General features: G+C 44.8%; 8 protein-coding genes and 2 pseudogenes. 6 read left to right on the top strand and 4 right to left on the bottom strand.

The genetic code is table 11. From position 1 onward, the window contains the following. Positions 1 to 3: 3 nt before the first annotated feature. A pseudogene (gene cas5d, locus MC7420_RS20870) lies at positions 4 to 288 on the bottom strand (type I-D CRISPR-associated protein Cas5/Csc1); the annotation flags it as partial. 334 nt (positions 289 to 622) lie between these two features. Then, positions 623 to 2,020, bottom strand: a complete 1,398-nt coding sequence (murD, locus tag MC7420_RS20865; protein ID WP_006102725.1) for a UDP-N-acetylmuramoyl-L-alanine--D-glutamate ligase — start codon at positions 2,018 to 2,020, stop codon at positions 623 to 625. A 112-nt stretch (positions 2,021 to 2,132) separates the two neighbouring features. Between murD and MC7420_RS20860 the strand changes: the two genes are divergently transcribed. From MC7420_RS20860 to MC7420_RS20850, 3 genes are all read left to right on the top strand, one after another. After that, on the top strand, positions 2,133 to 2,372 hold the full coding sequence (locus tag MC7420_RS20860; protein WP_006102812.1) for an ATP-dependent metallopeptidase FtsH/Yme1/Tma family protein: 240 nt from the start codon (positions 2,133 to 2,135) through the stop codon (positions 2,370 to 2,372). Positions 2,373 to 2,439: 67 nt separating this feature from the next. Then, positions 2,440 to 2,844 (top strand): hypothetical protein, encoded by a 405-nt coding sequence (locus MC7420_RS20855; RefSeq protein ID WP_157453259.1) that lies wholly within the window; start codon positions 2,440 to 2,442, stop codon positions 2,842 to 2,844. A 561-nt stretch (positions 2,845 to 3,405) separates the two neighbouring features. Then, positions 3,406 to 5,499, top strand: coding sequence for a DUF4114 domain-containing protein (locus tag MC7420_RS20850; protein ID WP_006102612.1), 2,094 nt, complete (start codon positions 3,406 to 3,408; stop codon positions 5,497 to 5,499). Positions 5,500 to 5,559: 60 nt separating this feature from the next. On the opposite strand, the gene glyS is transcribed toward MC7420_RS20850, so the two are convergent. Both glyS and MC7420_RS20840 read right to left on the bottom strand, forming a co-directional pair. Continuing rightward, on the bottom strand, positions 5,560 to 7,704 hold the full coding sequence (glyS, locus tag MC7420_RS20845; protein WP_044208628.1) for a glycine--tRNA ligase subunit beta: 2,145 nt from the start codon (positions 7,702 to 7,704) through the stop codon (positions 5,560 to 5,562). A 154-nt stretch (positions 7,705 to 7,858) separates the two neighbouring features. After that, positions 7,859 to 8,443: a Uma2 family endonuclease gene (locus tag MC7420_RS20840; protein WP_006102663.1), complete on the bottom strand. Its 585-nt coding sequence runs from the start codon at positions 8,441 to 8,443 to the stop codon at positions 7,859 to 7,861. Positions 8,444 to 8,582: 139 nt separating this feature from the next. On the opposite strand from MC7420_RS20840, the gene MC7420_RS40080 reads away from it, so the two are divergent. The 3 genes and pseudogenes from MC7420_RS40080 (at position 8,583) to MC7420_RS38330 (ending at position 12,638) form a co-directional block, all read left to right on the top strand. Then, positions 8,583 to 8,744 carry a hypothetical protein gene (locus MC7420_RS40080; RefSeq protein ID WP_006102796.1) on the top strand — a complete coding sequence of 54 codons (162 nt, stop codon included), beginning with the start codon at positions 8,583 to 8,585 and terminating at the stop codon, positions 8,742 to 8,744. 126 nt (positions 8,745 to 8,870) lie between these two features. Next, positions 8,871 to 11,108 carry a CHASE2 domain-containing protein gene (locus MC7420_RS20835; protein ID WP_006102771.1) on the top strand — a complete coding sequence of 746 codons (2,238 nt, stop codon included), beginning with the start codon at positions 8,871 to 8,873 and terminating at the stop codon, positions 11,106 to 11,108. Positions 11,109 to 11,197: 89 nt separating this feature from the next. Continuing rightward, positions 11,198 to 12,638 (top strand): annotated as a pseudogene (locus MC7420_RS38330) (IS5 family transposase). The last annotated feature ends 628 nt before the right edge of the window (positions 12,639 to 13,266 follow it).

Here is a 13,266-nt window from a genome sequence, read left to right as displayed (position 1 = left end):
TAATGTATTTACTTGATAAGCCCAAGTTAATGGCTGGGCGGGAAAAACATAAATTCCGGCTTGATTAAGATACAAGAGATTTTGCTCGGCATTTGCATCTAAATATCCGGGTTTTTGGGCGGCTTTCCCATGGAGGCGATAGGGTTGGGGAATATAGTCTACTTTAAACAAAGCATAACTGATTGCCCAATTATGTAAGTATTTTTCCGTTTCGTAGAGAATTCCCATCTCCCGCGTGGCAAAAAATAGATTATCGTGTAGCGTTAGCGTACAGTGATAGAGTGTCATTAATCATATCCTTGAGTCATCGAACCCGAATGGCTGGCTAATGACCTAGAAAATGAGTTAAAAAAAGCCTATCTTAACTACGCTCAAAATCATCCTGAAATGCACCCAATGAAAAATGATCAATGATTAATGGAAGCGTGTCAAGGGTAGCACACAATGTTCAAGCCCTATTCCCCCCTTTCAAAGCTCACAAGGGTAGGTTTTTTCAGATTGGGGTTCAGGTGAGACAAGGAAGGAAAGTAGACCAATCTAGGGCTAAAGCCCTTACTACAAGCCGAATCTAATCCACCAAATAAGGTGTGCCACGCCACGACAAAGTTGACACACACCCTGACTAAGGACTAAAATTCTGCCAACAGAGCTGACGGAAATCATCACCCCGATGTTCAAAACTTTGATAGTGGTCAAAGCTAGCACAAGCCGGTGAAAGTAAAACCACAGGCGCATTATCCTGTTGGGCTAATTCGGCAGCTCTAGGAACCGCTCGCGCCATGGTTTCCACAATTTCATAACGAAAATAACCCACCTCCTGTAAGCGTTGGGCAAACGCAGACGCCGCCTCACCAATCAGTAAAACAGCCGCCGCTTTAGCTTGAATGGCGTTCAACCATTGCGTATCATCTCCCGCTTTGGCTTCACCCCCAGCAATTAAAATAACCGGACTATCAACCGCCGCTAATCCCACCTGCGCCGCATCATAGTTCGTGGCTTTACTATCATTAATAAAGTCAATCCCCTGCCAGGTGATAATATGTTCGAGACGGTGAGGAACACCGGGAAAATTGGTAATTGCCTCAACAATTGCCTGTTTCTCAATCCCAGCTAACCGGGCGGCGGCGACTGCCATAAGTAAATTCTGCTGATTGTGATTCCCCACCATCCGCAAGGAATCCACAGGAACAATCGGTTCAGATTCCACCATCACCCAGCCATTCTCAATATATACCCAGGGACGAGGAGTCGCGTCACGCCCCTTAACACTCGTCCAATACGCCTTTGACCAATGGGTTGTCCCCAACTGACGTAAATAGGGGTCATCACCGTTAAAGATTTGATCGTGCGATCGCGACAGTAAGTCAGCTTTGATAGTGTAGTAATTTTCCAGCGTCTTGTGGCGATTCAAGTGATCAGGGGTAAAGGTTGTCCAAACCCCAATTGTTGGGGCTAACTCCCGTGACGACTCAATTTGATAACTACTAACTTCTGCAATCACCCAGTCAATTTTGGATTGGGGTAGTTTCTCATGTAGAGACGCGCCATGGCGCGTCTTGTCGGGCTGCGCCAGAGCCAATTCACAAGCCGCATAGCCAATATTACCGCAGGCGGGAGCATGGAAACCAGCCGCTTGAAAAATAGCCGCAATCAGCGCCGTTGTCGTGGTTTTACCATTCGTCCCCGTGATACCAACCCAAGGAGAGGACTTGAGATAACGCCAAGCCAGTTCCATCTCACCAATCGTATCAATCCCGCGATTCCTGGCTTCAATTAAAACCGGAATATCCCAAGGAACACCAGGACTCACCACAATCAGTTCAGGTAAATCCCCATCGCCAAGAGTGAGCGAATAACCCAGTTTAACCGTAATGCCCTCAACATTAAGGACTTGTTGTTGCTGTTGCAGAGATTCAGACGTTTTGCTATCACTGACTGTTACCGTCCACCCTTCCTGTTTTAGGAGTCGTGCGGCGGCTATTCCGGAGCGTCCCAGACCAATGACGTGAGCGTTAGGCATAACCTGATGATGCTTTGTTCTTAAATCTAATTACCATGTAGAGACGTTCCATGCAACGTCTCTACAGTCCAGGGACTAACAATTCTACCAGAAGATAGCTGTCAGATTCCGGATGAAGTGCGAGATTGAAAGAGACATCCGCCGACAGGTTCCTTATAGTCAATTTCTTGAACAAGTCCAAGCTGATAAAGTTGAGCAAGCGACGATTGGTCGAGAGCAAATTCGCTATCAACTTAAAGAAGGTGCAACATCTGAATCCGAAGAATCTCGTAGTTTCAAGACAATAGCCGTTCGTTCCTCAGGATCAGAAATCGGCTACGTCTCTACAAACTTCGTAGGGGCGTTCCCCTAAAACCTCTCTACCTATATAATGTCAAAGGTCATCGAATAATGTTCGTTGACATCAAACAAGGCTTGACATGATGACTCTGAAAATGAATGGCTGGGTTCGTAGTAGGCACTTTAGTGCCAGAAGCGCTCAAGCGCTGACTACAAACATTTCTCTTAAACGTCTGGCAGCAGCAATGGGTTTAACCCTACTGAGTTGGACGCTACCCGCGAAAGCGCAACCCCTATCGGAGCAACAACTTCCCTCCAGTATTGATCAACTCACCAACCCAGCACAACTTCGACGATTTCAACAACGCCTCCAGCGAGAACAGCCTCTTTTGTATTTATTTTTACAGTTAGAATCGGCTGAGACTGAAAACTTGCAACAGAAAGCTGAACAAGAAATTCGACAACTGTTGCAACAGCCGCCATCGCTACAACAGCAGTTATTCCAGCGACAAATACGAGAACCGTTGGAGCTAGATGACTTGTAATAGCTGTATTTAGTCGCGAAATAAATTGAATTAGGTTCCCTGGAAATAATTGTTCTATTTTTATAGGACATCGGTCAAGAAACTGGGTTTTTTTGGGTGAAAGCTTGATATTTCGTTGTCATCCTCACGAGAAACCCGGTTTCTCATAATACTTGACCGACGCTCTAGAGAACTTATTTTACTATTTATATCGATAATTTATCTATTTTTATTGAGAGAAAATACCTCAGTTGTCTAATTTCGATAAAACGATTTTTTTGTCGCCTAAAAAACCAAAATCACATAGTATTATTTCACCAATCAAACAAAACCAAGACAAATATTAAGTATTGTTAACTTGCTTGCCTAATTCACGAATAAGGCTCTATTAATAGAACAAGGTAGAGAACATCGTGATGACAATCTATTCAAATAGATAGCACGATGTTAAGTTGAAACCCTGCTGTCAGAAAAAATACAGCAATTTCAACGATTACTGAATCAGGGGTTCGCTAACCATTTCGCAGAAGAATAATAGGCTCCAAAGTAGCACTTTAGTCAAATAGTCTTGGAGAGCAAACAATGTCAAAAGTGTTCACGGTTCGAAACCGGAAAGACAGCGGACAAGGTTCCTTAAGAGATGCGATCGCGCAAGCCCAGTCAGGAGATACAATTAAATTTGCCTCTCGTCTGAGAAATAAGACCATTAAGCTAACCAGTGGTCAACTCGAAGTTGATAAAGACCTAATAATTGATGGGAAAAACGCTACAGGTTTAACCATTAGTGGGAATAATCGGTATCGAGTTATTGATGTCATAAATGACTCAGAATTCACCCTTAAAAATCTGATTATTGCCAATGGAAAAACCCGGAATGTGGGAAGAGATGGTGCTGGAGCAGGAATTCGCACAGCCAATCGGAGTACACTCACCGTAGTCAATACTACATTTGAAAACAACCACGCGAATGGTCAAGGTGGTGGTGCTATTAAGGCGGGTTTTCGCAGTAATAGTACTGTGATTAACTCAAAATTTGAAGGGAATAGTACTTCGGCAAACGATCAATCTGGTAAAAGTGAACGGGGTGGCGGTGCCATCTCCGCTGGGAGTGCAGCCTTTCTTACTGTTGTTGATAGTGAATTTAGTAACAACACAGGAAGGAACGGTGGAGCGATAAATACCCTCTGGACTAATCTAAAAGTGGAAAACTCCACGTTTACTGACAATACCTCAAGAAGTAGTGGGGGGGCAATTTACACTGATGGTGCTTCAGAAAAGATCAACGATAAGTTGCCGATTGGCGGTAAAATCGAGATTCTAAACAGTCGCTTTGAGGGCAATGAAGGTGTCGGTGCGGGTGGCGCACTGTATCTATATGTTTATGGCTCTGACGAAGTAATTGTTGAGGACAGTACAATTATTGACAATCAGGTTGTCAAAAATGCCAAAGGAACTAGTCTCGGTGGAGGATTACGCCATGGTAATGGCAAGTTGATACTTCGTAATACCACATTTGCCTATAATCAGTCAGAGAGCCAAGGTGGTGGCTTATGGATTGGAGAAGCTTCACCGGTTACAATTGATAACAGTATCTTCTACGGAAATCGAGCCGAAACAGCCGATGGCAAGAGTGGTTTAGGTGGTGCAATGACCTTGGCTAATGGATCGAATACCACCAAAATAACCAACACAACTGTCGCTAACAATTATGCTGGCTTTAAGGGGGGAGCATTCTGGGGAGGTGGCTTAAATGTTAAGCTCAAAAATACCCTAGTTGCTGATAACTATGCCCATAATGGAGGTAAGGATTGGAATACAAGCCACCATACTGGTAAGGTATTTAGTGATGGCGGGGGCAATTTTCAATCAAATGATCCGAATCCTGATGACAGAACGATTACAAAAAATGCGATTCTGCTTGACCCTGAATTAGGCGCCTTTACCGATAACGGAGATGCCGTACAAACAGCCCCGATACCAGGCAATCCAAAAGTTACAGGGGGTGCTACACTGGCGCCGACAGCAGGCGGCAATAGTTTGAGCAATAATGAACTCCAGTTAGTCGCAGCGGTTGCTGATCAAACGACTGACGTAGACGAACCCTTGAGTTTTGATGGCAATAATCAGGATACTACACCTGCCCAAAATGACTCCATCCTAATCACTGAAGGAGAACCCGAACTCATCAACTTAGATGATCAAACCAGTTCGGTATCCGCGAAGTTTTTCAATATTGAGAGTGATGCTGGCTTTAACAATTCTGTCGGTTTTTATGCCGTTGAAAATGAGCAAGGAGATGTGAAAGATAAAGTAACGGGTGAACTAATTAGTCCAGATGAAGCAGGGTATGCTGAAGCGGCTTTAGCTCAACAAGTTGTTGGCGACATGAACCGAAATACCGGAATATTTGAAGCAGAATTCCAGCCAGGAACCATTTTAGCGCCTTACATTATCGCCAATGGCACGACAGAAGAATGGCTGGAAACCAATCCAAATAATCAGCGCCTTGGTTATGCCGATCCTACTGCCTACTTTGCCTATTTAGGCGCAAATCCTGATGGGAAAGATCATGTCCGTCTACTGGGTGAGAATAAGTTTGGCTTTGAAGATTTATTTGGGGGCGGTGACTTAGATCATGATGATATCACCTTCGAGGTTGATTTAACGGTTGCCTAAATTTTCTGACCCGATTGGGTTGTAGAGACGCGCCATGGCGTGTCTCTACACGATGCGTCTCTACTTGACGATCGCGCCAAAGTCTGCCAATACCCGTGCGTGGTTTCGCAGTAACCCCAATAAGTTCAGCCGATTGCGCCGAATCTCTGGATTTTCGTCCATCACCATTACCCCAGCTTCCTTATCATCAAAGAAGGTACTTACAATTGGCGTCACCTCTGCCAATGCATCAACAATTTGCTGGTAATTGCGCTCTTGTTGCGCCGCTTGAGTACGGGGAACTAACGCAACTAATGCGTCATAAAAAGCAGGTTCACTCGATTTTTCAAACAGATCGGGACGCACAACCGCTTTGGGATCTAACTGTTGGAAATCTAAGTCTCCTTGCATCGATAACCGCGCCGAACGGTTCACCGTTTCGTAGATTTCATCTAGCTTGCCGTTCTTCCGAATCCCTTGCAAGAACAAAGCGCGATCGCGAACATCTAACACGTCTTTTAATGCTCGTTGGGTATACTCGCGATCGTTCTCCCCCAAAACCGCATTCACCAAGTCATAATCAATCTTCTGTTCGTCTTGCAGCAAGGTGCGAATCCGTTGAATGAAAAACTCTTGCAAGGCTTCAACGGGCGATGATTTCTCGGAATAAGTGGCGACAAAATCGGCAGAAACATCCTGCAATAGCTGATCTAAATTAATCCCTAAATTCCCCTCCCAGGTAATATTAACTACCGCATTCGCGGCACGGCGCAAGGCAAAGGGATCAGAGGAACCAGTGGGAATCATGCCTAAGCCAAAGATACTCACCAATGTATCCAAGCGATCCGCTAGTCCGACTACTTGACCCGTTAAGGTTTCCGGTAACTTGTCCCCAGCCCCTCTGGGTAAATAATGCTCAAAAATCGCCGTAGCTACCGCCTCGGATTCACCACTCACCACCGCATACTTTTGTCCGATTACGCCCTGTAATTCAGGGAATTCATAGACCATTTGAGTTACTAGGTCAGCTTTACAAAGGGCGGCGGCGCGAATAATATCATCCCATTGTTTCTGTGACACTGCTAATTGCTCTGCAATCCGTGAGGCGGTTTTTTCGATGCGCCCTACCTTCTGACGCATTGACCCTAATTCATCTTGGAAGGTGACGGTTTCTAATTTGGGTAAATAACTCTCTAAGGGTGAGGCTAAATCTGTTTTATAGAAATACTCGCCATCCGCTAAACGGGCGCGAATCACTCGTTCATTTCCGGCGGCGATAATCTCGGATTTTTCTGGATCACCATTGGACAAGGTAATAAAATGAGGCAGTAATTCAGTCGCTGTTTCATCCTTAAAGACTGGGAAATAGCGCTGATGCTTTACCATTACCGTTTTCACCACCTCTGGCGGTAGGATTAAGTATTCGGCGTCAAATTGACCGACTATGGCGGTGGGATATTCGACTAAATCCGTGACTTCATCCCATAATTCTTCATAGAGTAGGGTATGACCCTTGAGTTTTTGCGCGGCTGACTGAACTTGGTCTTGGATGATCTGCTTGCGCCGATCGCGTTCTACAATCACAAAGGCTGATTCTAGGGATTTTACATAGTCCTCAGCTTTGGCAATTGTTACCGATTCGGGGTGTAAGATACGGTGTCCACGGGATGTGCGATCGCTCTTAATCGTTTCGGAACCATTCACTAATTCAATCGGCAAAACTGTATCATCCAGCAGCGCCACCAACCAGCGAATTGGGCGAGAAAACCTCAAGTCTCCATCCCCCCAACACATAAACCGCTTTCCTTCTAAGCCAAAAATCCACTGGGGGATGACTTCGGGGAGAATTTCAATCGCCGAACGACCGATTATTTTCTTGACAACAAAGACAAATTCCCCTTTCTTTGTCTCTCGGATTTCTAAATCATCAAGGCTAACGCCCTGTTTGCGGGCAAACCCTTCGGCGGCTTTGGTGGGTTTCCCGTCTTTAAATGCGGCTTTGACAGGTGGACCCTTAACTTCCTCTTCGCGATCGGGTTGTTGACGGGGTAATCCCTGAATGAGTATGGCTAGACGGCGAGGTGTGCCGTACACCTGGATACTCTCAGGAGTCAGCAGGTATTCATCAAGGCTTTGTGACAGGCGCGACTGCCATTGTTTAATCGCACTCTCAACGAAATTTGCGGGTAATTCTTCTGTACCGACTTCCAATAAGAATGTGGGCATAATGCGATCGCGCTTCGTGGACAAGGGTTGGGTGTGAGTAGGATGAACGGCTAGCAGAGTATAGTGGCTGCCAGTTTTCCTAGTTTAACCCTATTCCTGACATCCTCACCTACCAAGGGTTTGGAAACCTATCAGGGGTTTGGTTTCCAAACCCCTACCGAGGTGGCAACATCTGCGTTACTTCGATGCTCAAATGCGGAAACTGTAATGGAGAAATCCGATCATTTTCCGCCAGGATTATCTCTTGCTGATACCCTTGCGGAGTTGGTTCTCGAAAAACGTGCAGTTGACGTCGCTTGAGGTTTAGTACCCAATACTCTTGAATTTCAGAGTTGGCATAATCCTTTGCCTTGATACCACAGTCTGTATTGAGTGTCCTATCGGCAACTTCAATAATCAGATAGATTTCTGAGGGGTGAGGGTGATGATCCAGGTAGCGTAAGACATCGGGCATAACCACCGCCACATCGGGTTCAGGTTCTGAGCGATCGCTTAATGTTACGGGAAGTTGCGTCCTGACTAACACTTGTTGTCTTAAGTTATCTTCTAACAGCAATCGGGTTAGGGTAATGGCTGTCGCATGGGGCGTTCCTTGGGGACTCATTTTTCGGATAATCTGTCCGGCTATTAACTCTACGGGTTGATCAGGTGATAAAATACCCACTTCTGCCATCCGGTGATAGTCTTCAACTGTCCACAGGTGTAGAGGGATTTGGGTTTCGTGTTGGCTTATTGGCATCAGTTTTATTTAAGCGACCTGTAGGGGCACGATATTATCGTGCCCTACCATAATCAATGGCGTGTGTGCTTAAGTCCTACATTTATAGCACTACGGGGTACGGAAAGGACATTTATCTGTTGCCTGTGACACACCGAGCGTGTTACCGAGCGAAGCCGTGTTACCGAGCGAAGCCGTGTTACCGAGCGAAGCCGTGTTACCGAGCGAAGCCGTGTTACCGAGCGAAGCCGAGGTAAGTCGAGGTGTTGCCTATTCCCTATTCCCCATTCCCCATGACACACCGAGCGAAGCGTTCGACTGAGCGCTCACGCCGAAGTCCGAGGTGTTCCCCATTCCCTCATCTCAACCGTTAACTTTAATTTTGTCCGACGACTTAGAGGATAAGATAACGGCTAAACCTGTCTCTTTCCTGAGGTCGATTGAGTGTATGTGGGCAACACTGAGAAAACAACTCTGGCAATGGCGGGGTGTGTTTATTGCTGCTCCTACTGTAGCGGGAATCGTCATCGGGTTACGCTGGGCGGGATGGCTGCAAGAACTGGAACTCGCCGCCCTAGATCAATTTTTTCGCTGGCGTCCCCCTGAAGCGGTGGACTCACGGATTGTGATTGTTGAGATTGATGAGCAAGATATCCAAAAACTCGGCAACTGGCCCCCCTCTGATCAAATGCTTGCCCAATTACTAAACATACTCAAACAACAACAACCCAGAGCCATTGGTTTAGATCTATATCGGGATTTACCTGTAGAACCTGGACATCAGGAATTGGTCGAGGTGTTTAAATCAACGCCGAATTTGATTGGGATTCGTAAGGTAGCTGGAGATGCGGAGGGAACGGCAGTGAATCCACCACCAGTATTGAACGAATTGGGTCAGATTGGCGCAAATGATTTGGTCGTGGATAGTGATGGTAAAGTTCGTCGCAGTTTACTATCTTTAGGAACTCCATCCGGGGAGATTATCCCTAGTTTTAGTACGATGTTGGCTTTGACCTATTTAGAGGCGGAAGGGATTACGCTTGAGGAAATAGATGCTGATGGAAATCAATATCAGTTGGACAAAGCTATTTTTACCCGTTTAAATCAGCATGATGGGGGCTATGTCCGGACAGATGCAGGTGGATTTCAGATTATCTCTAATTTTCGCAATCTCGGACAAGGGTTTCAGTCGATTTCGTTCACGGATGTTTTAGAGGGAAAAATACCAAAAGATTGGGGACGCGATCGCGTCATTTTAATTGGGATTACGGGTGAAAGTGTCGCCGATAACTTTTTCACACCTTTTAGTCGGGGATTGGTGAATCAAGCAGCAGGGGTAGAAATTCATGCTGATATCGTGAGTCAAATGCTGAGTGCTGCGTTAGAAGGGCGTCCCCTAATTCAGGTTTGGTCGGAACCCTGGGAAATCCTGTGGATTGTAGCTTGGACGGTAGTCGGGGCGATATTGACTTGGGGACAGCGCTATCGGGGAGGTGTGACTGCGCGATCGCCTGTTAAGGTGGTGAGTCTTATTTTCGTTGGCGGTGGCTTGGTTGGGGGCTGTTACTGGGCGTTTTTGCAGGGATGGTGGATTCCTGTAGTTCCGCCGATTCTGGGGTTAACCGGGTCTGCGATCGCGATTATCGGGTATGTGGCATACAATGCCGATCAGATGCGCCGCATATTTGGTCGCTATGTCACTGATGCGGTGGTGGCGAATTTGCTGGAGACGCCTCAAGGATTACAGTTAGGCGGAGAAAACCGCCAGGTTACGGTTTTATTTTCTGATTTAAGAGGATTTTCAGCAATTTCTGAGCGAGTGTCACCGGAGATGGGGGTGAAGGTGATTAACCATTATTTGCAAGTGATGACGGATGTGGTTGATCAGTATCAGGGTGTGATTAATGAGTTCATGGGCGACGGGATTCTGGTCATGTTTGGTGCGCCGATTGAGCGAGAAGACGATTCCCAACGCGCGATCGCTTGTGGGATTGCGATGCAATTGGCGATGGCAGAGATTAATCAGTACAATAATACCCTAAATTTACCCCCCTTAGAAATGGGCATTGGTATTCATGGGGGGGAGGTGTTAGCGGGGAATATTGGCTCACAAAAACGGGCAAAATATACAGTAATGGGGAGTCCAGTTAATTTGGCATCTCGGATTGAATCCTATACCGTTGGCGGACAAGTTTTAATTTCTCAGGATTTGCTCAAACAGGTGGGTTCTATTCTCCGGGTGGATGGGGAATTGCACGTTCATCCCAAAGGATTTGCTGAACCGATTACGGTTTATGAAATTGGTGGGATTGGCGGGACGTTTAATTTGTTTTTGCCGAAACCAGCAATAGATTTTGTTGTGCTGAAAAATAAAATACCCATACAGTATATAGTTTTAACGGGAAAGCATTTAGGACAGGAATTCTGTCAAGGAACAATCGTAAAATTATCAGCGAATGGTGCTGAAATTCACACCGAACAGCCTTTAGAATTGTTGACTAATCTAAAGATAAATTTAGTAATGGGTACAGAAAAGGCAAAAGGATTGGGAGACATTTACGCGAAAGTCGTTGAAACATCGGTAGATAGTCCCAATCATTTTGGTATTCGATTTACAGGGATTCCTCCAGAGATAGCAGCCGTCCTTTCTTATTTAGGGCTTGCTGCACAAGACCGAAACCCTTAACCATCAATGCTTTGATCCGTATTTACAGTTGACTTGGTGCTCATGAATCTGGTAAAATTGCTCAAAATCCTTGCATCATGATCAGGTAGATGTACCGAAAAGTTGAGAACGCCCCCCAGGGAAGCCGAAGATTTTGAACTACCATTTGAAGGAAAGTTATCACAGGATAACCGCTGGGTAATCATGGCTTCTTTAGTACCTTGGGAGGAATTTGAAGAAGAATATGCCCAAAATTTTTCTGCGGAAATGGGAGCGCCAGCGCTACCATTTAGGGTAGCACTGGGTTCATTAATAATCAAAGAAAAACTAGGAATAAGTGATAGAGAGACAGTCGAACAAATCAAAGAAAACCCTTACTTACAATACTTTATAGGTCAAAGGCATTACAGCAGCGAAGCTCCTTATGACTCATCACTATTGGCCAGATTCCGGGAAAGGATAAATGTGAATCTAGTCAACCGAATAAATGAGAAAATGGTGAAGAAAAGTCAATCAGAGACGGATGAAGAAGCTAAAAAAAAAGTGCCGAAATCCAAAGTCAAGAAAGAAGAGAGTCAGCCAATAAAGGACAACTAATAGTTGATGCAAGCTGTGTGCCAGGAGATATAAGTTATCCCAATGATTTGGGGATATTAAATAAAGCTAGGGTCAAAACCGAAAAAATAATAGACAGTCTATATGAACCCCTGAAGGATCAACTAAATAAAAAACCAAAAACTTATAGAAATAGAGCCAGAAAGAATTACTTAAAAGTAGCAAAGAAAAAGAGACAAACAAGAAAAGAAATAAGAAAAGCAATAAAAAACACTGCATACATAAAGAGAACTTGGGAGTATAGACGCGCTAGTTAAGGCAGGGTCTAGTCTTGGGGCATTGAGTCGTACTGAATATAAGAGCCTGTTGGTAGTTAGCGAAATCTATCGTCAGCAAGAATGGATGTACAATAATAAAGTTCATAGAATTGAGCATAGAATAGTAAATGTGAGTCAAGCCCATATCCGTCCAATAGTTAGAGGCAAAGCGGGAGTTGCCGTAGAATTTGGAGCTAAAATATCGGCAAGTGTAAGAGATGGATACGTATTTTTAGACCGTATCAGTTGGGATAACTTTAATGAATCTGTCGATTTAAAAGCTCAAATAGAAGCTTATTATAACTACACAGGATTCTATCCAGAATCCGTTCATGTAGATAAAATCTATCGCAGTCGAGCCAATCGATCCTTCTGTAAAGAAAAAGGAATTAGAATCAGTGGCCCTCCCTTAGGAAGACCGAAAGCCAATGTCAGTCAAGAATTAAAGAAACAAGCTCAAGAAGACGAGAGAATTCGCAATAATATTGAAGGAAAATTTGGCATATCAAAACGTAGATATAGCCTAAGTCGCGTCATGGCTAAACTACCTCATACGTCCGAAACAGCTATTGCCATTACTTTCCTCGTCATGAATCTGTCTGCCCTGCTCAGGCAGGTTTTTTGTCTTTTTTATATATATTCCACAATCAAGTCTTTTTCGGCGTCAATTCATTATTAAACCTTATAATTAAGCGAATCGTTAACAACAATAACTTAAGTTCGCTGTCGTATTATATAACTACTTAATCCATCAGTTGTGTTTCTTCGACTTATTCAGCAGACCCTATTTACGTCATTTTTCCTCAGATTGAAATAATTCATAATGCAGAGAACAGACAATTTAAAGGAAATTTTTTTCCGGTATAAAGGGGATTAATTCAACAAATTCGATATTATTTTCAATTTTTGTAGGGGCGACCCGCTTGCATCAATGAACAACACCAGTCTATTCAATTAGATTGGGTCGCCCTCTTCTCAACCCACAAAATGATGGCAAAATTGTAGTGGCGTAGGGTGTGTTAGCGCAGCGTAACGCACCATTTATAGCACTATGCGCCATAGCATATATTTTACCCATGTAACCGACTTAAATGGGTAGGTTGTCCCGGCGCACGTCGGTCATTGGTGTCAACTTAAGGTGCAAACTAATACTGACAAGGTTTTAAGCTGTGTCTGTCTACTCCTCGACATTTCCCCCTCATCCCCTAACCCCTTCTCCCACCGTGGGGAGAAGGGGGATCGGATTCTCTTGCTCCCCTCTCCCCGGCGTGGGAGAGGGGTTGAGCTTAAGTTGACACAGATGCACG

Origin of the sequence: Coleofasciculus chthonoplastes PCC 7420 (assembly GCF_000155555.1) — a bacterium.
Classification (GTDB): Bacteria; Cyanobacteriota; Cyanobacteriia; order Cyanobacteriales; family Coleofasciculaceae; genus Coleofasciculus; species Coleofasciculus chthonoplastes_A.
This window is presented reverse-complemented; position numbering and strand designations above follow the sequence as displayed.